The following is a 20,329-nucleotide window of genomic DNA, read 5'->3' on the forward strand; positions in this document are numbered from 1 at the left end:
GGGCCCTGCGCCGTGTGGGCCCGCCCCGCCCCACCCCCGTGGAGGCAGAACGGGCCCGGTCACGGGTGCCCGGTCACGCGGTGAACGCGGGCGGCCGCACGGGCTGGGGAAGCCTGCGTGCGAGGTGCTTGGCCACGTCGATGACCGTGCGGTCGGCCAGGTAGGGGCCGATGATCTGGATCGCCAGCGGCAGGCCGTCGGCGGTCCGCCCGGCGGGCATGACGAGCGCCGGGAGCCGCGCGGGGCCGGCCAGGTTCAGCCATGCCGTCTGGTCGAAGTACGAGCGCTTCTCCCCGTCCACCGTGATGAACCGGCTCGGGACGGGCACGTCCGTCTGGTCCAGGGCCGCCGCGGTCGGGGTGGCCGGGGTGATGAGGACGTCGTGGGTGGCGAAGTAGTCGGCCCACCGGCCGCGCAGCTGCTCCCGCTCCTCGTTGACGCGCAGCCAGTCCCGGTGCCGCATGGTGCGCGAGTGCAGGAAGAGTCCACTGGGGTTGTCGGCGGGAATCTTGTCCGCGGCCGCGATGTCGTCGGCGAACCCGGCGTCCGTGGCGGTGGCGCTCGCCGTGGCGTACATGAGGCGCTGGAACAGCCTGTCGCTGTCGGCGAGGCGCACCGGGCGGCTGGCGCCGTCGACGGTGGCGCCCCCGGACCGCAGGAGGCCCGCGACCTGGTCGAGGAGCCGGCGGGTGGCTTCGTCGACGTGGCAGTACGGATCGTCCTGCCACAGGCCGACGCGGTAGTCCGCGAGGCGGCCGCGACCGGGCGCCGGGAGCTCGATCCGCCAGGCGGCGGCGTCGGCCGGGGCGGGCGCGGCGAGCACGTCCAGGAGGAGGTCGAGGTCCTCCGCGTCGCGGGCGACCGGGCCGATGGTGAGCATGTCGGAGCTGGTGAGCCAGCCGGGCGGCCGGGGGATGTGGCCGCGGGTGGGGACGATGCCGCCGCTGGGCCGCAGCGCGTACACGCCGCAGTAGGCGGCCGGGAGGCGCAGCGAGCCGGCGAGGTCGGAGCCGACCTCGAGGCTGCTGAGGCCCGCGGCGACGGCGGCGGCAGGGCCGCCGGAGGATCCGCCCGCCGTCCTGGTGTCGTCGTACGGGTTCTTCGTGCGGCCGAAGAGCGGGTTCGAGGTCTGGATGTCCTGGCACATCACGGGGACGTTGGTCTTGCCGACGATGACGGCGCCGGCCGCGCGCAGGAGCGCGACCGTGTCCGCGTCCTGGCCGGGGACGTGCTCGGCGAGGTCCGGGGAGCCGCAGGTGGTGAGCAGCCCCTCGGTCTCCAGGGCGTCCTTGAGGGTCATCGGCAGGCCGTGGAGGGCGCCGAGCGGCTTGCCGGTCGCGGTGATGTGGCGGTCGGCCGCGTCGGCGGCCGCGCGGGCGTCGTCGGCGTCGAGGGTGGCGATGGCGCCCAGGGCGGGGTCGGCCCGGTCGATGTGGCGCAGGTACTGCTCCAGCAGGGCGCGGCTGGTGACGGTGCGCCGGCGCAGTGCGGCGAGCTGTTCGCGGGCGGGCGCCAGGTGCAGGTCCTCGTGCGGGGGCTTCGCCGCGGCGGTGCGGGAGCGGGCGGCCGCGGGCGTGGTGGCCATGGCGGCGGCCGCGGCGACGGCCGTGCAGGCGACGATCAGGGTGCGTCGGAGGATCACGAGCGGGCTCCTGAGGTGATGCCGCGGGGGTCGGTGGTGTCGCGGCGCTCGGGGGTGGGCGGGGTGAAGTGGGAGGCGACGCGCTGGAGGTGGAGCAGCTCGTCTTCGGTGGTGGCCAGGTCCAGTCCGGCGTCGGCGTACTCGGCGGGGGCGGCGACGGGCTCGTCCGCCCGGTGCCGCAGGAGGGCGGCGCGGATCTGGTCGGCGGTGACGGCCGCGGCGAGGCCGGCGCCGGTGAGGCCTTCGGAGCGGCGCCGGGTTTCGGCGTGCTCGCGGTCCGCGGGGTCGAGGTAGCGGCGCAGCAGCTTCTGGCCCTGGCGGATCTCGACGCGGCGGCGCAGCAGGGGGAAGTGGGCGCTGCGGCCCCGCAGGAGGTCCTGGCGCTGGCGGGCGGGGCGGCGCAGGGTGATGCCGGGGTCGGCCCGGTCCAGTGCGGACCACAGCGGGCCGAGGCGCCGGTAGCGCAGGTGCGTGGTGGTCCAGCCGATGGCGCTCGCGGTGCGCAGGGCGAGGGTCGGGATGAGGTAGCCGATCTGGGTGAGGGTGGCTCCGATGTCCCCGCACGCCCAGGCGAATCCGTTGAGGCCGTTGACGCTGAAGCCGGTCTCGGCCCCGACGACGGCGGCGATGCGGATGCCGCTGTAGCCGAGGGTGATGACGGCGCCGATGGTGACGAGGCGCAGGCTGAAGGCGATCGACCGGTTGGTGGCGGTGCGCGCGTACTTCCAACAGGACCGGGCGAGGTAGACCTCGGCGGCGCTGTACGTGCCGAAGTAGAGCAGGACGTAGGCCTGGAAGAACGGGTCGTGGGCGTAGTACAGGGAGAAGTCGGTGGGCCGGGTGGTGGCCGGGGTGAGCAGGACGAACAGCACCGACATGGCGGCGATGACCCCGGCGGCCGCGACGAGCAGCAGGCGGCTTCGCCGGCGGGCTTCCGCGGGCGGCTTCGACCAGTGCGCGAGGACGGTGGCCTGGAGCGCGAAGACCAGGATCACGCAGCCCTGGGCGATCGGCACGACGATGTTGGGGACGCCGAACACTCCGTCGACGCGCACCCAGACCGGGGTGAGGGAGACGGCGTAGCTGATCGCGGAGAAGCCGTAGGTGAAGGCCAGGGCGACGAGCGCCGGGTCGCGGCGGCGCTTGAACAGGTCGCGCAGCAGGACGAGGAAGCCGGTACCGGCGATGGCCAGGCACAGGGGGTGAAGGATGTCTTTCACGGGTCCCTATCGGTCAGCGCAGCAGGGTGCGGGTTATGGGGTCGGCTTCGCGGTGGTCCGTGGCGCGGGAGGTGCCGAGGCGCTCCTGCAGGAGGGATCCGAGCAGTTCGGCTTCGAACTCCTCCGGTTTGTTGTAGCGGGTCCGGCCGAGGACGAGCTGGACGGTGGCGGGGTCGATGTCGGTGATCAGTCCGCCGAGGTCGCCCGCCGCCAGGGGGGTGTTGCCGCGGTGGCGCTTGAGCATGTGGGCGAACTCGTGGCCGACGATGATCTCGGCGTGGGCCCGGCTGATGGCGGTGTCGTAGAAGACGTAGTCCGTGTCGCCCGTGGCGAGCCACAGGCCACAGGGGGAGGAGGCGTCCAGGGAATCGGGATCGGCCGGGTCCGACGCGAACGGCATGAGCCGGATCGAGCGGTCGAGGCGCTCCTCCATGAACGGTACGAGGTCCAGGACGCTGTCGACCGCGGGCAGGTCGAGGCCGTCCACGAACTCCCGGTTCCGGCGCTCGGCTTCGTCGGCCTCGCGGTCGGCGCCGCGGTCACGACGGCTGAACCACATGGAGCCTCCTCTTCTCGTCGAGACGCCGGACACCGGTCACGGCAGGTCCCTTTCGGGATCGGCGGGCAGACCTTCCTCTTTCCGTACGGCTTCCAGGGCGGCCAGGACCTTGCGCTGGCCGGCGGCGGACACCCCCATCGCGCGGAGGGCGATCTGCTCGACCCCGTTCTCCTTCAGCCTGCGCAGGATCTCGAACTGCGTCGCGACCTTCCGCGTGACCCCGTCCTCGACGAAGTAGGCGGCCTCGACGCCGAAGAACCGGGCGAGGAGGGGCACCATGGTGATGGTCGGCGTCCGCTTGCCCGCGCGCAGGTAGCTGATGTGGGATCGGGTGTAACTGTCCTCGCCGTAGGAGGAGATGGTGCGGGCCACGTGCGCGTTGGAGTATTCCTCCGCTCCTGGCGGGCGCACCCGGTCGAACAGGAAGTTGAGGCGGTCGCTGAACGCGGCTCCGGGTCCCGGAACCGGGACGGGGCCCGGTCGTGGTGCGCCGTGGTCCGGCCCGTCGGGGCTGTCGCCTGTTTCCGCCACTGCCTGCTGCTCCCTTTCATCAGGCGTAACTATAGTTGACGCCCGTTGAGCGTAACTATAGTTGACGGTCCGGAATGCTGAAGTCCACCGGGGTGCCCGATCGGCCTGTCAGCGTCTTCTGATACCTCTACTGGCCATGAACATGATCACCCGAAGACGAGCCTTCGGCCTGGCCGCCGGAGCGGCCGCCGCCGTGGGGCTGACCGCCTGCGACAAGGGGGCCTCCGGCCCTTCCTCCCCGGCCGCCGGACCGACGGCGAAGGCCTCCGCGCTCTCCCTGCCCGGCGGCTCCATCGACGAGGTCTACGAGGGCCGCCGCATCCAGATCACCCTCGAAGCGGGCGGTCAGCACGACGGCCACCACATGCCGGGCATGCCCACCATCAAGATCGACGGCAAAGAGCTGCACCTGATGCGCAATGCCGACAACAGCTGGGTCACCGTCGTCAACCACTACGAGACCTTCCCCGATCCGATCTCGGCCGCCCGGGCCGCCGTCCGTGACCTCCAGGGCGCGAACCTCCTCCCCTTCGCCCCCGCGGAAGGCACGTCATGACCGTCCGCAAGAGCCAGGCGACGCTGACCGCGGACGAGAAGCGCGCCTTCACCAACGCGCTCCTCGAACTGAAGCGCACCGGCGTCTACGACCGGTACGTCTCCGCGCACAACACCTTCCTGATGAACGACAGCGACTTCGGCGACCGGGTCGGACACCGCTCCCCCTCCTTCCTCCCCTGGCACCGCCGCTTCCTGCTCGACTTCGAGGCGGCCCTGCAGAAGGTGGACCCGAAGGTCTCGCTCCCGTACTGGGACTGGACCGTGGACCGCACCCCCGCCTCCTCCCTCTGGGCCGCCGACTTCCTCGGCGGCACCAACCGGGCCCGCGACGGGCAGGTGCTCGACGGGCCCTTCGCGTACGCGGGGGGCAAGTGGGCCGTCACGGTCGGCGTGGACGGGCGCTCGTACCTGCGCCGGACCCTCGGCGCGGGCGGGACCCAGCTGCCGACCAAGGACGAGGTCAACGCCGTGCTCGCCATGCCGGTGTACGACACGGCCCCCTGGAACAGCGCCTCGGACGGGTTCCGCAACCACCTGGAGGGCTGGCGCGGCGCCAACCTGCACAACCGGGTGCACGTGTGGGTGGGCGGTCACATGGCCAGTGCGGCCTCGCCCAACGACCCCGTGTTCTGGATGCACCACGCCTTCATCGACATGCTGTGGTCCGAATGGCAGCGCCGGAACCCGAAGTCCGCGTACCTGCCGGCCGCCCGTACCGCGAACGTGGTGGACCTGCACGGGGCGATGCGGCCGTGGAACGACGTGACCCCGGCGGACATGCTGGACCACCGGAAGTTCTACACCTTCGACACCGAGGCGCCCGGCGCCAAGCGGTAGCGCGGGACCGCGGCAGGCGGCACGGCGTCGGCGTGGCGTCGGCGTGGCATTGGCGTGGCGTTGATCACCCCACGCCGTCGCCGCCGCGGGGAACCACTCGATGCCGAAGTGACTCTTCCTCTCCGTATTGCTGTTTTGGCGAGATTTGTTGGGGTTTGGAGTCATCGAGTGAAGTCCCGTTCCAAGATTCTGGTGCCCGCCGCCGTCCTGCTCGCCTCGTCGCTGGCGGTGTCGGGGTGCTCGGGCGGCCCGACGGAGGCGTCGTTCGACGGCACGTCCTCCGCGAAATCACCCAAGAGCGGGCCGAGCGAGGCGGCCTCCGCGCCGGGCAACGTGCAGATGCCCACGAACGTCCGCAAGTGGAACCTGCAGCGCGAACTGAGCGACGGCACCCAGGTCATGTGGACCACCCTCAAGGGGCCGAAGTCGGGGTTCGAGGGCCGGGTGTGGGCCTGGGTCCCCAAGCAGTACAAGGAGAAGAAGTACGAGAAGAGCGCCTTCCCGGTGCTGACGGCGCTGCCGGGCGCCTCGGGCTATCCGACCAACTACTGGTTCGGGTCCGACTTCAAGCTCCAGGAGCGGATATCCCAGCAGATCGACCAGGGCAAATCCCTCCCGTTCATCGTGATGATGCCCGTACTGAACGCGAAGCTGGACCAGTACTGGGACGGCAGCGACATCCCCGGCCAGCCGAAGATGGGCACCTGGATGTCCGACGACGTGCCCGACCTGGCGCGCGAGAACTTCCGTACGTACAAGGACCCCAAGGGGTGGGGCTTCTTCGGCTCCTCGGCGGGCGGGTACGTCGGCATGAAGATGGTCCTCCAGTACCCCGACCGCTTCAGCACGGCCGTCGCGGGCGGCCCCGACACCGCTCCCGACTCCCCCTTCTGGAACGGCTACGAACAGGAGCGGCTCGCCAACGACCCCGGCCGGCTCGCGGAGCAGCTCATCAAGAAGAACGGCCCCAAGGTCCACCTGTCGTTCCTGCTCGGCGACAAGGAGGAGGGGTCGAAGGTGAAGGCCTTCAAGGAGAAGATCGGCAAGGGGCCGATCGAGACGGACCTGCACCTCATCCCGAACGCCGGGCACGACGGCTACAAGTACGCCGACGGCCTGTTCCAGGGCCCCCTGGAGTGGATCAGCAAGCGCATGATCGGGCCCGTCCCCAGCGCGTGACCCCGTCTCACGGCGCGCCTTCGCGGGCTCCGGGCGGCACGAGGACGGGCAGCAGGACGCCGAACGGGACGCCCAGCAGGACGTTGCCGCCGAGCTGCTTGGCGGCGTCCTTGACGGAGGCGCCGTCGAGGTAGGCGCCGACCGAAGCGCCCGGATGGACGTTGCTGTGCACGAGGGCGGCGGAGGCCGCGGACGGTTCCAGGGTGACGCGGGCCAGGGCGATGCTGAACAGGACCGTTCCGGCGAACGCGGCCAGCATCGCCAGCGCGCGGACGAGCGGATGAGCGGGCGGCCGCGGGCGGGCCGCGGTGGGGGCTGGGGGCTTTCGCTCGTACACGGGTCACTCCCTCTGCGGCCGTTCCGGTTCCGGCGGGGCGTGCGCCCCGGGGCTGCGCGTGTACCCCGGTACGGGGCGTCCACTCGGTCCGCGTCGCGGTCCGTGGGGCCGCTCGGCCGAGGCCGTCGACGGCGGTTCGAGGCCAGGGTGGCCGAATTTCGCCGGACCGACGGCGGGGTGCCGCCGGACTCCCGCCCTCCGCGTCCGCATTGCGCTGCGTTCCGGTCAACTTCCCTGATTTCACAAGGAGTTACGTCGGAATGTCGAAAACCGTCCGCTGCGCCCCGATCGCCCCGGGAGCTACCGTTGCGCTCGCTTGTCCGTTACACAGATCCAGCCATCACAAGTCGTCCCACAACCCTGGGAGTTCTCATGGCAGATTTCGACGCGGCCACGTCCTTCGAGGCCCACGACCTGGACCTCGGCGGCATCACCGTCACCGCGATGCGCGACACCGCCGGCGTTTCGGCCTTCGCGGCCGGCTCGTCCACCTCCACCTGTGGCATCCCCACCGCCACCGCCTGTCAGTGCAGCCACCAGCAGCCGCAGACCGTTCCCGGCGTCGTCTGAGCGTGACCGGCTGACGCCCGTTCCGGCCGCCCGTACCACGGGGCGCCGGGGCGGGCGATCCGCCTCCTGCCCCCGCCCAGGCCGAGCCGGAAGGACCGGGACGCCATGACACCCCCTGCGCCCGCCGTGCGCACCGCCCCGTACGCGCTGGTGCGCGCGACGACACTGAGCCATCCCGCCGAGTCGCCGGACGCGGCCGCCTTCCGCGGCGAGCTGGAGCGACTGACGGAACTGGAGGGTGCGTCGGCCCGGCTCCTGCCCGGGCTGACCGACGCCCTGTACGCGAGCCGGGGCGGCCATCCCGACTCCTTCCACCGGGACGTGGTACTGCCCCTGCGCCGGGCCCTGCACAACGGGCGGGAGCCCCGGGCCGCGCTCCTCGACGGGCTCGGCGACCTGCCCGAGCGGGTACCGCGGCTGCGGGAGTGGCTGGAGTTACGCGGCCGGCTGGCCTCGGTACGGGCCCGGCTCGCCGGTGCGGCGCCCGCCGCGCTGGAGGCGGAGCGCCACGCGCTGGCCGCCCAGTGCCGCGAGCCCGCCTTCGCCCTCGCCGCCTCCGCCACCAGCGCCGATCTGCTGGCCGCCGTCGAGCGGGCGGGGGCCGGGGCGACCGGACGCCGCGCCCGCAAGGAGGAGCCCGGGGTCCTGCGGCACGCCGTGCGCGCCGCCACCAGGACCAGCCCGGTGTCCTGGTTCACGGCGGTCGGCTGGGGTCCGCTGCCGACCGGGCCCGTGTCCCCCGGGGCGGGCGGCTCCGAGTGGGGGGACGGCGACCTGCTGGGCGCGACCGGCAACCCCGTGCGGACCAGCCGGAGTCTGGTGGCCGCGCTGTGCGAGGCGCTGCTCGCCGACCCGCGCAGGCGTGCCCGGCTCCCCCACCGGATCGCCAGTGCGGCCCGAACGGCCGAGGGGCGCGCCACGTTCGCCCGTACGCGCGGCCTCTCCGCCGTCGGCCGCTTCGTCGTCACCGACGAGGACGAGGCCGAGGTCGCGGCGAGCGCCCCCCTGGAGCGGGTGACCGAGCTGTGCCGGACCCCCGCGACCCCGGCGGAACTGGCGGCCGCGTTGGCCGCGCCGCAGGACCGCGCGGCCGCCCTCGCGTACGTGGACCAGCTGGTGGACGCCGGCCTGCTGGTCCCCGTACCGCCCGTCGGACCGCAGGACGCCGATCCGCTGGGCCGCATCGCCGCCTGGCTGCGCGAGGGCGTCGAGCCCGGTGCGGACGCTGCGGGCGGCGATGCCGTCCTTGCCGGTCTGGTCGATGAAATCGCCGATGCCACGGGGAAGTTCGGCGCTGCCGATCCGCGCGAGCGCGCCGCGCTGCTCGGTCTCCTGCGCGAGCGGTGGACGTACCTGCTGGCCTCGGCGGGGCGGGCGCTGCCCGCGGATTCCCCGGTGCCGCCCGTGCTGACGGCGGACGTGGTGGCGCGGCGGCCGGTGGCCGCCGACGGCCTGTTCACCGGCGAGGACCACGAGGCACTGCGCGAGGTCGGCGCCCTGGCCGAGCTGTTCGACCTCGGGCACCTGGTGCGCCGGGCCCTGCGCGACCGCTTCGTGGCGCGTTACGGCCGGGGCGGCGTCTGCCATCCCGTCTGGGACTTCGGCAAGGAGACGGTCGCGGCCTGGGAGGACACCGCCCGGGACGCGCTCCTCTCGCCGGAGGACGACCTCGGCGCACTGCCGACCCGCGCGGCCGAACTCGTACGCCTGCGGGCCGCGTTCGAGGCGCAGGTCCTCGCGCACGCCGGTTCCCGGGAGGATCCGGACGCCGACGTGGTGCTGCCGCCGGAGCTGGTCGAAGCCTTCGCCGCGCGGCTGCCCGGCTGGGCGTCGACGCGCCCGCTGTCGTACGCGCACTTCCTCCAACGGGACGCCCGGCGCGGCCTGTTGTCCCTGAACCACCTCTACGGAGGCTGGGGGCGGATCGGCAGCCGCTTCCTCGGCCTGCTCGACCCGGGAGCCGTCGAGGCGGTCGCGCGGGAGGCCGGGCGCGGCGCGGGAGCCGGTTCCCGGATGGTGCAGTTCCGCCCGGTCCAGGGCTTCAACGCCAACCTGCAACCGCGGTTCATGCCGGACGAGATCGTCGCGGAGGAGGCCGGCGCGGCCGAACCCGGCGAGGACGGCGGCCGGTTGCCGATCGCCGACTCCGAGGTGGAGCTCGTCCACGACGAGGCCACCGACCAGGTGCGGCTACGACTGCGGGAGACCGGCGAACCGCTGGACGTGTTCTATCCGGGTCTGCTGGTGACCGGCCTGCTCACCACGCGCAGCGCCCCCCTGGTCCACGACCACCCCGAGGGCGTCGTCTCCTTCGCCTCGCTCGTGCCCCGGCTGGTCACCGAGGTCCCCGGCGGCCCGCTGGTGCGCACCCCCCGGCTGCGGCACCGACACATCGTGCTGCGGCGGCGCCGCTGGAAGCTGGCCGCCGGCACGGTCGCCGCCCTGCGTGCCGCGCTGGCCGCCGACGCCGAGGTCCCCTTCGAGACCGCGGCGCGCTGGCGGGCCCTGCTGGGCGTCCCCGACCAGCTGTTCCTGCACCCGCCGCTCCCCGCCGCGACGGGGGCCGCCGGTTCGGCCGAGGAGGGCCTGGCCCAACAGGGGCAGCCCAAGCCGCAGTTCGTCGACCTCGGCAACGCCCTGCACCTGCGCTGCCTCGACAAGTGGCTCGCCCGCCACCCCGACGGCCTGGTGCTGGAGGAGGCCCTGCCCGCGCCCGGCGGCCGGGAGCGGCCGACGCGGGCCGTCGAGGTCGTGGTGGAGACCTACCGGGCGGGGAGCGCCTCATGACGGCCGAACCGCTGGACACGCCCGACACCGCCGAGGTGCCCGACGCCCTGGAGTCCCTGCGGCACTGGCGGCTGCGGCCGGGTGTCAGCGCGAGCGCCCTCACCCATGGGCTGCACCTGCGGGGATGGAGCACCAGCGTCACCCTGGAGGGCAGCCCCGCGCTCCCGGCGCTGTGGCGGATGGTGGAGGAGGCCCTGCGGACGGGCGGCGCGGGGGACCTCTCCGCACGGACCGCGGCGGGAACGCCGCTGCGCGCCGCGCTGTGCACGCTCATCGGGCAGCTCCACGCGCACGGGATGCTGGTCGAGGACCCCGCACCTCCCGAGGACGCCCCGGCCCGCGACTGGCTGCTCACGGTCGCCGCTCGTCCCGCCGGGGCGGCGGCCGCACTCGCCGCCGCCCGGGTGGTGGTACGGGCCGCCGACCCCGACGGGGCCCTGGCCGCGGCGGTCGTACGGGCCCTGGCGCGCGCCGGGCTCACCGCCCACCGGGCCGAGGCCGTCGGCGGGGCCGGAGCCGGGGGCCGGGTGCTGCTCCGCGCCACCCGCGCCGACGGCACCGAACGGGCGGTCGGCGCGGCCGTCCACCCCGACGGCGCGTTCGTCACCCCGGTCGGCAGCCGCGCACGGGCCGAGGCCGACACGGCGGCGCTGGCCGAACGGCTCGGGCTCGACAAGGCCCCCGCACCGGCCGCGGACCCGGCTCCGGCACTGACCGCCCTGGTGGCGGGCGGGGCCGTGCAACGGCTGCTGTGCGCGGTGGCGGGACTGCCCGACCCCGGCTCCGAAGGCACCGGAGGCGGGCCGGATGCGCCGCCGCGGTTCCCCTCGGTGCTGGTCGCCGGGGAGCGCCCGCCGAGGTCGGCCTACCATCCCTGGCCCGTGGGTTCCCCGGAGCCCGTGGCGCCGCCCGGCACGCTCGCCGAGGCGCTGGCCGCAGTGGCCGCGCTGGGCGACGAGCGCCTCGGGGTGCTGGCGGCGCCCCTGACGGGAATCCTGCCCCAGCTGCCGGTCGCGCTGGCCGGCTGCGCGGCGCCGGGCGGCGGCGGGCCGCTGATGGCCGGCGCCGCCCGGGCCGACCTCGCCCGGCTGGACGCCCTGTGCCGTGCGGCGGAGCTGCGGTGCGGAGCGGGCCGGTCCGGGGTGGTGGTCGGGGCGGGCCCCGGTCACGCCCTCGGGCGGGCGCTGCGGCGTGCCGCGCTGCGGCTGCCCCTGCCGGGGACGGGGGCCGCGCCCTGGGACGCGTACGGGAGCGGGCATCCGCAGGCCCGCCACTGGTGGGGCGTCCTGACGCGCCGCCTCGGGGTGCGGGCGGAGCTGAGCGTGGCCCCGCTGGACGCGGACGGTACGGCGTACCGGGCCGATGTACGCGGGCGCGCGGCGGGGCGGCTGCTCGGGCAGGCGGTGGAGGCCACCGCGGGGGACGCGGCCGCCTACGCGGCGCTGGCCGCGCTGGTCCGCGTACAGGCCGGGGAGCTTGATCCGACGGTCCGTCACATCACGTCACCCGGCGGCGAGTTGTGCCCGCTCACCGCCGCCGGAGTGGTTCCGGCTCCCTGGGAGGACGAGAGGTGGGCCGTGGGCTGGTGGGCCGGCGTCGCCGGGCGCGAAGCGGACCTGCACGCCGTCTTGCACGGGCTGACCGGCCTGCGCACCCGCCCGTGGGAGCCCGACGGGCCGGAGGCCCGCGCCGTCCTCGCCGCGCTGCGCGGATGCGGCTTCACCGTTCTCGACACCGATACGGAAGGGGGACCGCGATGACGACCCCGTCGGCGCCACCCGTCACCGGCACGCCCCTCGGCGAGGCCCTCGCCGCGCTCGGGCTGACCGCCCTCGACGCGCGGAGCGCGCGCGAGCTGACGGCGGGCCGGGCCGTCGTCGTCCTGGACGACTGGGACCTGGAGACCGCCGCCGAGCTGTCGCGGCACGCGCTGCGCCACCCGGTGGCCCTGGTCCCCGTGCGCGGGGACGGTGCGCTGACGGTGGTCGGCCCGGTGCTGCGGCCCGGTGCGGTGGGCTGCCTCTCCTGTACGGAGTACCGCAGGCTCGCCACCATCGGCGGCCGCGTCCCGTGGCACAGCCCCGGGCTGCGGCTGGCCGGCCGCCCCTCCCCCGCCCTGGCGGACGCGGTCGCGGCGCTGGCCGCCGAGCTGCTGGCGCAACCCGCGCCGGACCCGGATGCCGGTGCCGCGGTGCGGGTCGTGCACGGCGGCCGCGTCACCTGGTCCAGCCACGTCTTCCGGCCGGTCGGCGGCTGCGAGGTGTGCGCGCCCCTGCCCGACGACGACGCCGAGGCGGCCCGTCCCCGGTGGACCTCGCGGCCGCTGCCGGATCCGGAGGTGCTGCGCGGTCCCAACGACCGTACGGACAGGGCGGGTCTGCGTGCCGAGCTGTACGACGAACGCTTCGGACCGGTCAACCGGGTGGTGCGCACCGAGGACTCCGTACTCAGCCTGACCAGCGCGTACGTCACCCTGGGCCGCAACCTGCCGGATGGCGGATACGGCCGGTCGGCCGACTACGACGGCAGCGAGCGGGTGGCGCTCTTCGAAGGGGTCGAGCGGCTCACCGGGATGAGCCCGCACGGGCGGCGCACCGTACTGCGGTCCTCCTACGCCGGGTTGGGGCCGGAGCGGGCCGTGGACCCGGAGCGGCTCGGACTGCCCGATCCCGCCCACCACGGCCACCCCGCGTCGCCGACCGTCCCCTACACCCCGGAGCTGGAACTCGACTGGGTGCACGGCTGGTCCCTGACCCGGGCCCGTCCGGTCGCCGTGCCCGAGCACGTCGCGTACTGGGATCCCAGCCCGGACCGGCCGCGCGTCGTCTACGAGTGCTCCAGCGGCTGCGGTCTCGGCAACAGTCCCGAAGAGGCGGCCCTGTACGGGCTGTTCGAGGTCGCCGAGCGCGACGCGTTCCTGATGGCCTGGTACGCGAGGACCCCGCTGCGCCGGATCGCGCTGCCCGACGACGACCTCGAAGTGCTGCACCTCGCCGACCGGGCGGAGCTGGCGGGCTACGAACTCACCCTGCTGGACGCGACCAACGACTTCGGCGTCCCGGCGGTCGTCGCGGTCGCCCGGCACGGCGATGCCCGGTCGGCGGCCCCGCAGGTGTTCGTGGCGGCCGGGGCCCATCACGACCCGCGCGTCGCGATCCGCTCGGCCGTGGTGGAGGCGGTGACGAACGTGTTCAACGCCGCCCAGCGGCTGCGGGCGGAGCCCGACGCCTGCGATCCCCGCCGCCTGCGGCCCATGCTGGAGCGGCCCGAGCTGGTCGTCACCCTCTCCGACCACACCGCCCTGTACGGCCTTCCCGAGGCGCGGCCGAGGCTGGATCCCCTGTTCGGCGGCGACGACCGGCCGACGCCGTGGCGGGAGGCCTGGCCGGGCGCGCCCGAGCCGGTGGCGGACCTGGCCGGGCTGCTCGACGCGACGGTGCGGCGGCTGGCGGGGGCCGGGCTGGAGGTGATCGTGGTCGGGCAGGACGAGGCGGGCGTGCGCGAGCGCCTCGGCCTGTACACGGCCAAGGCGGTCGTCCCGGGCGCCCTGCCGATGACGTTCGGGCACGTCAACCGGCGCACCCGTGGGCTGTCGCGGCTGCTGGAGGTCCCGCACCGGCTGGGCCGCGCCTCCGGGCCGCCGGCGCACGACGAACTCCCGCTCCACCCGCACCCCTTCCCCTGAGGAGCCCGCCGTGACCACCGCATTCCGGGGCTCGTGGACGGTCCTGCACTGCTTCCTGCGCGAGACGCCGCCCGAGGCCACCGACGCCTTCCTCGTGGAGGACCTCGCACCGCTGCTGGACACGCTCGTCGCCGAGGGCGGGGCCGACGCCTGGTCCTTCGTACGGCACGAGGAGGGCGGGCCGCACCTGCGCGTACGGGTGCACCGCGCACGGGTGGACGTCGCTACGGAACTGGGGCCCGCCGTAAGGGAGTTCGCCGAGGCACGGGCAGCGAAGGCCGAGGTCCGGGAGAGGGCGTACGGACCGGACGACGGCCGGCCCGAAGGGCCGCCCGCGCCGGTCTCGGCGCTGTCCACCAGGATCGCGGTGGACTGCGTGGCGGGTGCCACGCGCGGGAGCCGGCGCCTGGCCGTCGCCGCGGACCTGGCGCACGCCACCGCCTGGGCCCTCGGGATGGACCGCTTCGAGGCGGCACGCTGGCTGCGCGGGCGGGCGGCCGCAGGACGGCCGGGGTCCGAGGCTGCCTCGGCGTTGCCCGCGCGGCTGCTCCACGCACAGGTGAACACGGTGTACGCGGCCCAGCGCGAGAGCCTCGCGGGCCGGTCCGCGGCCCTGCGCCTGGCTCTGGCGGAGGGCACGGCGACGGGACCGGTGGCGCGCTGGGCCGCGGGCGTACGCACGGCCGCCGAAGGGGCGGCCGACGACAACGGCACCTCGGTGTGGGGCCGCGAACTGCACCTGCTGTTCAACCGGCTCGGGTTGGCCCCGGCCGAGGAGCAGGCCGTGTACCGGCTGGCCGCCCACGCCCTGCTCGACACCGGCGAGCCGGCCGCGTACTTCCCCGCGGGGCACCTGGCCCCCGACTGGCAGTACCTGGAGCGGAGCAAGGTGCGGATCGGCTGGGACGCCGAGGGCTCGCTCCGGTCCGCGCCCCCGGAGGAGGTGCCCGCCGGGGCGGAGGTGGCACTGCCCGGCGGCCCGGTGCCGGACGTCTCGCTGCGGGCCGCCGTCACCGGCCGGACCAGCGTCCGCACGGGCCTCACCGGGCCACTGAGCGCCGAAGTGCTCGGCACGCTGCTGTGGGGCGCCCACGCCACCAGCCACACCACGGGCTCCGGCCCCGCCTTCCCGCACCGCCCCTATCCGAGCCCGGGCGGCCTCTACGCGGCGGGGGTGCGGCTGTTCGCGTTCGGGGTGGAGGGCCTGGCGCCGGGCACCTACCACTGCGTGCCCGGCCGGCGTGCGCTGCGGCGCGTCGGTGACGCCCCCGCGCTCGACGAACTCAAGGCGCTGTCCGCGTACATGACGGCGCCGCCGCAGGACCCGCTCGCGCTGGTCGTGGACGACGCCCCGGTGGTGCTCGGCCTCTACGTGGACCTCGGCCGGCTCCGGCGGCGCTACGGGCTGCGGGCGCTGCGGCTCGGCCTGCTGGAGGCCGGCCACCTGGCCCAGTCCCTGCTGCTGACCGCCTCGACGCTGGGGCTCCGCGCGATGCCGCTGGGCGGCTTCCAGGACGACCTGGCCCACGAGCTGTTCGGCCTGGACGACCTGGACCGGCCCCTCCAGTACCTGCTCCCCCTGGGCCGCCCCGTCACCGCGTGAGCGCCCGGTACCCGTCGTCCTCGACGGGCGAGCCGGCCCGCAGTTCCAGGCCGGGCCCGGTGAAGGCGGAGCGGAAGCGCGGGTCGTGGGAGACCGCGACCACGGCGCCCGGGAAGGCGGCCAGTGCCTCTTCGAGCTCCTCGACCAGGGCCGGCGACACGTGGTTGGTCGGCTCGTCCAGGACGAGCAGCCCGGCCGGGCGGGTCACGAGCCGGGCCAGCTCCAGCCTGCGCCGCTGCCCCACGGAGAGCGCGGCCACCGGCACGTGGAGGTCCTCCGCGCGGAACAGGCCGAGGGCGAGCAGCTCGTCGGCGTACTCGTCCGGGTCGCCGGGGCGTCCGGCGGCGAAGCCGTGCAGCAGGGGGTGGCGGGCCGGTGCGAAGGCGACCTCCTGGGGGAGGTACCCGACCGACGTGTGACACCGTACGGTTCCGTCGTCCGGTGCGAGGTCTCCGGCCAGCACCCTGAGCAGTGTCGACTTGCCCGCCCCGTTCGGTCCCGACACGAGGAGCCGGGTCCCGGGCCCGACGGCCAGTTCCGGGACGGACAGCCGCCCCGCGACACGGACCCCGGCCAGTTCGGCCACGTACGGGACGCCCTCGGGCAGCGCCGTCGCGTCGTCCTCGATCCGCGCGGCGAACCGCAGCCGCTCGGGCGGCGCCTCGACGGGCTCCCGCAGCAGCCGGTCCAGATGGCCGCGGGCCGCCCTGACCCGGCCCGACAGCTTGGCGTCGTGCGCGCGGCGGTGCTTGCCGAAGCCTTGCCGGGGGTCCTTTCCCGTGGTGGCCAGACGCTGCCCGGCGGCCTCGACGAGCCGCTGCGTACGGTCGAGTTCGTCCAGGTACTCCTGGTGGCGCTGCTCCCGCCCCCGGCGGGCGGCGGCGAGGGCGGTCCGGTAGCCCGCCCAGCCGTCTCCGTAGCGCGTGACGGTCCGCAGGTCGCGGTCCACTTCCAGGATGGTCGTCGCGACGCGCTCCACGAAGTCGCGGTCGTGCGTGATGACGACCAGCGTGCCGCGGTGTGCCCGGAGCCGCTCCGCGAGCCAGGTGACGGCGGGCCCGTCGAGGTGGTTGGTCGGCTCGTCCAGGAGCAGGAGTTCCGGGGCCGCGCCGAGCACGCAGGCCAGGGCGAGCCGGGACTCCTCGCCGCCGGAGAGCGAGCCCAGGGTCCGCTCGCGGCCGAGGTGCCCGATGCCGAGCCCGTGCAGGGCCGCGTCGGTGCGGGCGTCGGCCGCGTAGCCGTCGCGGGACTCGTAGGCGGTGAGGAGGTCTCCGTACGCGTCGAGTTCCGCGGGACCGGCGTCGGCGAGGGAGCTCTCGGCGGCCCGGATGCCGGCTTCGAGGGTGCGCAGCTCGTGCAGGGCGGCGTCGACGGCGTCCTGGACGGTGCGGTCCGGTCCGAGGGCGAGGGTCTGCGCGAGGTGGCCGACTCCGCCGGGGAAGGAGAGGGTGACGCGGCCGTCGTCGGGCTGCTCGGCCCCGGCGATCAGCCGCATCAGGGTCGACTTGCCGGAGCCGTTCTCGCCGATGACGGCGGCCCTTTCGCCGGGCCGCAGGGTGAAGGAGACCTGGTCGAGGACCAGCCGGTCGCCGTAGGTCTTCGTGACGCCGCTCAGGGCGAGCTGGGAGACGGCTGCGGTGGGGTGGACGGGATGGGTGGTGCGCATGGGGCGTCCTTGAGTGCGTGGGCCTGCTTTCTGGCGGCGGGCAGCGCGAGCCGGCGGCACGGGGCCGCGTCCGGGTCGCGCCCGGTGCTCAGACGAAGAAGAAGTACACGCACACGCGGCCAGCCTAATACGAACCGAACCGTCTCGTCCTGCCGTTTTCGCGGGGCGCGGAGGGTGGGTGCGCCGTACCCGGGCACAGGGCGGCCTGGTAGCCGCCGCGCTGCGGGCGGAGGGTGGAAGCCGCACCCGCCCTCCACGCGGGCCCACCGGCCCGGCACCACGGACAGGACCTCGTATGACCGACGACACCGCCAGCCCCGCCGTCCTCGAACTGCTGCGGCGCCGATCCGCCGACCCGGAGCGGCGCGTCCTGTTCACCGGGGCGACCCTCGTCACCATGGATCCCGGCGTCGGCGTCCTGCGCGACTGCGACCTGCTGGTCGAGGGGGACACGATCGCCGCCATCGGTCCCGGTCTGAGCCCGGCCGGAGCCGTGGCCGTCGACGCCACCGGCACGATCCTCTCCCCCGGTTTCGTCGACACCCACCGGCACGCGTGGCAGACCCAACTGCGGCGGCTCATGCCGGACGTCGACGACCTCGGCGGCTACGTGCGGTCCATGCTGGCCGGCCACGCCACGGTCTACCGGCCCGAGGACATGTACGTCGGCACGCTCCTGGCGGCGCTGACCGCCATCGACAGCGGCATCACCTGCATGCTCGACTTCTCGCACAACTCCCGTACCCCCGAGCACTCCGACGCCGCCGTCCAGGCGCTCATCGACTCGGGCGTACGGGGTGTGCACGCCTCCATGGGCCCGCACTTCGGCGACTGGGACCGGCAATGGCCCGGCGACCTGGCCCGGCTCAAGGACCGGTACTTCCGCGGTGACGACCAGCTGCTGACACTCCGTCTGGCCGCCCTGGCCACCGGCGAGATCGCCGGACCCGCACTCGCGTACGGGCCCGCGCTCGCCCGGACCGCCGCAGACCTGGACATCGGCGTGAGCGTGGACGCCGTCTTCGGCGCCCCCTCCTCGGAAGCCGTCCTGGGCTGGGCGGCGGCGGGCCTGCTCGGCCCGGACGTGACCCTCATCCACGCCACCGGCCTGACCGGCCGGGCCTGGAAGGCGATCGGGGACAGCGCCACCACCGTGTCCCTCGCCCCGACCTCGGACGCTCAGATCGGCCTGGAAACGGCGGTCCCCGCCATCGACGAGGCCCTGGCCGCCGGGGTCCGTCCGGGGCTCGGCATCGACGTCGAAGTCGCCCTGGCCGGCGATATGTTCACGCAGATGCGGGCCCTGCACAGCATCCAGCGGATGCGCGCGGTCAACGCCGTGTACGGCACCGGCCGGCCACCGGTGCGCATCACCACCCACGACGTCCTGGACTTCGCCACCCTCCAGGGCGCCCGCACCAACGGCCGGGAGCGGCGGACCGGTTCGCTCACCGTGGGCAAGAAGGCGGACCTCCTGGTCATCCGGGCCGAGGACCTCAACAACATGCCGCTCAACGATCCGGTCGGCACCGTCGTGCTCGGATCCGACGCCCGCAACATCAGTGCCGTCCTCGTCAACGGCGAACCCCGCAAATGGAACGGCCAGGTCCTCGACGTGGACCTGCCCGCCCTGCGCGACCGGGTCCACGCCTCGCGCGAGTACGTCCTCACGTCCCCGACGGGCTGACGAGCCGGGCCAGCGCCCGGGCCCCGGGGCTTCCGGGCGCGGCCTGGTAGACGACGAGCTGCTGTCCGGCCGCGCCGCGGACGTCGAAGGACTGGTAGGTGAGCGAGAGCGGTCCGACCTCGGGGTGCGTGAGTTCCTTGGCCGCGCCGGTCTTTCCGTGGACGGTGTGCGCGGACCAGAGCGCGGCGAACTCCCCGCTCGCCGCGGTGAGCGAGGACACCAGGCCGAGCAGGCGCGGGTAGTGCGGGTGGAGGCCCGTGGCCTGGCGCAGGCCGGCCACCACCGCTTCGGCCGCGCTGTCCCAGTGGGCGAAGAAGGACCGGGCCGCCGGGTCCAGGAACGTCATGCGGGCGAGGTTGTCCGCACGCTCGAACGGGGAGAACAGCGCCTCGGCGGGGGCGTTGGCCACGAGCAGGTCGGCCGCCGGGTTCAGGACGAAGGCCGGAGTGTGCGTCCAGCCGTCCAGCAGCTGCCGCACTTCCGCGCCGACGGTGTCGACCGGCCGGGTGCGGTCGCCGTCCGGCAGGGTGTCCGCCAGCCGGTACAGGTGGTCGCGGGCCGGGGCGTCCAGGCGCAGGGCGGCGCTGATCGCGTCGAGGACCTGCGGCGAGGGGCCGCGCTCGCGGCCCTGTTCGAGGCGGGCGTAGTAGTCGCTGTTCATGCCGGCCAAAACGGCGACTTCCTCCCGCCGCAGTCCCGCCACGCGGCGCCGGCCGTGGGAGGCGAGCCCCACGTCCTCGGGCCGCAGGCGGGCGCGGTGTGCGCGCAGGAATTCTCCGAGTCCGGTACTGGTCATCCGTGCAGGGTAGGGCCTGGTCCGGCGGGTGTGCCCGGGTGCGCCGCACCCGGGCACGGCCCGGCCGCAGGGGTCCGGCAGGATGACCCCGTGGACCTCGTACCCGGCACCCGTGACCGCTCCGCCGCCCTCGGCCCCGTACGGACCCGGACGGCGGCGGCCGGGGCCGGGGTGGTCGTCGTCGCCGCGGCGCTGGGGCTCAGGGCCGTGACGGACGGGAGCCTGGCCAAGTACGGCGGGGACGCGCTGTACACCGTCCTGCTGCTGGCCCTCGTCGTGCTGGTCGCGCCCCGGGTGACGCCGCTGCGGGCCGCCGCAATCGCGCTGGCCGCCAGCTGGGCCGTCGAGTTCCTCCAGCTCAGCGACGTACCGGCCGAGCTCTCCCGGCGCAGCGTCATCGCCCGCCTGGTTCTCGGCTCCACCTTCAACGCGCCGGACCTGTTCTGGTACGCGGTCGGCGCGGCGGCGGGCTGGCTCTTGCTACGGGCCGCACCCGGGCGGTGACGTTGGGTTCGCGCCCGCAGGCCCCCGGCGGGGGGTGACGCTCCTCACGCGCGACGGGCCACCGCCCGGCGGCTCCGGGCCCGCCGCGGGTTGGCGTACCGGCTGAGGTAGCCCTCGGGCGGCAGCAGCAGCGTGGCGCCCGGCGCCACCATCACGTTCGTCTCCAGC

17 protein-coding genes are annotated in these 20,329 nt (G+C 74.8%); 10 read left to right on the forward strand and 7 right to left on the reverse strand.

The genetic code is table 11. The features are described 5' to 3' along the window. Positions 1 to 73: 73 nt before the first annotated feature. Genes ACFV0Q_RS21295 through ACFV0Q_RS21310 form a run of 4 tightly spaced genes read right to left on the reverse strand, consistent with a single transcriptional unit; the run spans position 74 to position 3,952 of the window. On the reverse strand, positions 74 to 1,642 hold the full coding sequence (locus tag ACFV0Q_RS21295; RefSeq protein ID WP_385007593.1) for an amidase family protein: 1,569 nt from the start codon (positions 1,640 to 1,642) through the stop codon (positions 74 to 76). Beyond that, positions 1,639 to 2,862: an MAB_1171c family putative transporter gene (locus ACFV0Q_RS21300; protein ID WP_385007595.1), complete on the reverse strand. Its 1,224-nt coding sequence runs from the start codon at positions 2,860 to 2,862 to the stop codon at positions 1,639 to 1,641. Before ACFV0Q_RS21300 ends, ACFV0Q_RS21295 begins: the two co-directional genes overlap by 4 nt. Before the next feature lie 13 nt (positions 2,863 to 2,875). After that, on the reverse strand, positions 2,876 to 3,421 hold the full coding sequence (locus tag ACFV0Q_RS21305) for a hypothetical protein (RefSeq protein WP_385007597.1): 546 nt from the start codon (positions 3,419 to 3,421) through the stop codon (positions 2,876 to 2,878). 36 nt (positions 3,422 to 3,457) lie between these two features. After that, the gene (locus ACFV0Q_RS21310; RefSeq protein ID WP_385007599.1) at positions 3,458 to 3,952 is read right to left on the reverse strand and encodes a helix-turn-helix domain-containing protein; all 495 of its coding nucleotides are present in this window, start codon (positions 3,950 to 3,952) and stop codon (positions 3,458 to 3,460) included. Positions 3,953 to 4,088: 136 nt separating this feature from the next. Here ACFV0Q_RS21310 and ACFV0Q_RS21315 point away from each other — a divergent pair, with 136 nt between their 5' ends. From ACFV0Q_RS21315 to ACFV0Q_RS21325, 3 genes are all read left to right on the forward strand, one after another. Then, complete coding sequence (locus ACFV0Q_RS21315) at positions 4,089 to 4,508, forward strand: tyrosinase cofactor (protein ID WP_385007602.1); 420 nt, start codon at positions 4,089 to 4,091, stop codon at positions 4,506 to 4,508. After that, positions 4,505 to 5,347, forward strand: coding sequence for a tyrosinase family protein (locus ACFV0Q_RS21320; RefSeq protein WP_385007604.1), 843 nt, complete (start codon positions 4,505 to 4,507; stop codon positions 5,345 to 5,347). Before ACFV0Q_RS21315 ends, ACFV0Q_RS21320 begins: the two co-directional genes overlap by 4 nt. Positions 5,348 to 5,515: 168 nt before the next feature. Then, positions 5,516 to 6,526 carry an alpha/beta hydrolase gene (locus ACFV0Q_RS21325; RefSeq protein ID WP_385007606.1) on the forward strand — a complete coding sequence of 337 codons (1,011 nt, stop codon included), beginning with the start codon at positions 5,516 to 5,518 and terminating at the stop codon, positions 6,524 to 6,526. Between the two features lie 7 nt (positions 6,527 to 6,533). Here ACFV0Q_RS21325 and ACFV0Q_RS21330 read toward each other — a convergent pair whose 3' ends face one another. Continuing rightward, a complete protein-coding gene (locus ACFV0Q_RS21330; RefSeq protein ID WP_385007609.1) occupies positions 6,534 to 6,863 on the reverse strand; it encodes a hypothetical protein in 330 nt (109 codons plus the stop codon). Positions 6,864 to 7,235: 372 nt separating this feature from the next. Between ACFV0Q_RS21330 and ACFV0Q_RS21335 the strand changes: the two genes are divergently transcribed. The 5 genes from ACFV0Q_RS21335 (at position 7,236) to ACFV0Q_RS21355 (ending at position 15,508) form a co-directional block, all read left to right on the forward strand. Continuing rightward, positions 7,236 to 7,433, forward strand: a complete 198-nt coding sequence (locus ACFV0Q_RS21335) for a thiazolylpeptide-type bacteriocin (protein ID WP_385007611.1) — start codon at positions 7,236 to 7,238, stop codon at positions 7,431 to 7,433. A 105-nt stretch (positions 7,434 to 7,538) separates the two neighbouring features. Then, complete coding sequence (locus tag ACFV0Q_RS21340) at positions 7,539 to 10,220, forward strand: lantibiotic dehydratase (protein WP_385007613.1); 2,682 nt, start codon at positions 7,539 to 7,541, stop codon at positions 10,218 to 10,220. Beyond that, positions 10,217 to 11,980, forward strand: coding sequence for a hypothetical protein (locus ACFV0Q_RS21345; protein WP_385007615.1), 1,764 nt, complete (start codon positions 10,217 to 10,219; stop codon positions 11,978 to 11,980). The genes ACFV0Q_RS21340 and ACFV0Q_RS21345 overlap by 4 nt, the downstream gene beginning before the upstream one ends. Then, complete coding sequence (locus tag ACFV0Q_RS21350; RefSeq protein WP_385007617.1) at positions 11,977 to 13,905, forward strand: TOMM precursor leader peptide-binding protein; 1,929 nt, start codon at positions 11,977 to 11,979, stop codon at positions 13,903 to 13,905. The genes ACFV0Q_RS21345 and ACFV0Q_RS21350 overlap by 4 nt, the downstream gene beginning before the upstream one ends. Before the next feature lie 10 nt (positions 13,906 to 13,915). Then, positions 13,916 to 15,508 carry a lantibiotic dehydratase C-terminal domain-containing protein gene (locus tag ACFV0Q_RS21355; RefSeq protein WP_385007619.1) on the forward strand — a complete coding sequence of 531 codons (1,593 nt, stop codon included), beginning with the start codon at positions 13,916 to 13,918 and terminating at the stop codon, positions 15,506 to 15,508. Here the strand turns inward: ACFV0Q_RS21355 and ACFV0Q_RS21360 are convergent. Continuing rightward, positions 15,498 to 17,174 (reverse strand): ABC-F family ATP-binding cassette domain-containing protein, encoded by a 1,677-nt coding sequence (locus ACFV0Q_RS21360; RefSeq protein ID WP_385007621.1) that lies wholly within the window; start codon positions 17,172 to 17,174, stop codon positions 15,498 to 15,500. The genes ACFV0Q_RS21355 and ACFV0Q_RS21360 overlap by 11 nt on opposite strands. A 295-nt stretch (positions 17,175 to 17,469) precedes the next feature. Here ACFV0Q_RS21360 and ACFV0Q_RS21365 point away from each other — a divergent pair, with 295 nt between their 5' ends. Further along, positions 17,470 to 18,861: an amidohydrolase family protein gene (locus ACFV0Q_RS21365; protein ID WP_385007623.1), complete on the forward strand. Its 1,392-nt coding sequence runs from the start codon at positions 17,470 to 17,472 to the stop codon at positions 18,859 to 18,861. On the opposite strand, the gene ACFV0Q_RS21370 is transcribed toward ACFV0Q_RS21365, so the two are convergent. Beyond that, positions 18,842 to 19,657: a helix-turn-helix transcriptional regulator gene (locus tag ACFV0Q_RS21370; protein ID WP_385007625.1), complete on the reverse strand. Its 816-nt coding sequence runs from the start codon at positions 19,655 to 19,657 to the stop codon at positions 18,842 to 18,844. The two genes, ACFV0Q_RS21365 and ACFV0Q_RS21370, sit on opposite strands and share 20 nt — an antisense overlap. Before the next feature lie 90 nt (positions 19,658 to 19,747). Here ACFV0Q_RS21370 and ACFV0Q_RS21375 point away from each other — a divergent pair, with 90 nt between their 5' ends. Further along, positions 19,748 to 20,161 carry a DUF2809 domain-containing protein gene (locus ACFV0Q_RS21375; RefSeq protein ID WP_385007627.1) on the forward strand — a complete coding sequence of 138 codons (414 nt, stop codon included), beginning with the start codon at positions 19,748 to 19,750 and terminating at the stop codon, positions 20,159 to 20,161. The last annotated feature ends 168 nt before the right edge of the window (positions 20,162 to 20,329 follow it).

Origin of the sequence: Streptomyces sp. NPDC059564 (genome assembly GCF_042735575.1) — a bacterium.
GTDB lineage: Bacteria > Actinomycetota > Actinomycetes > Streptomycetales > Streptomycetaceae > Streptomyces.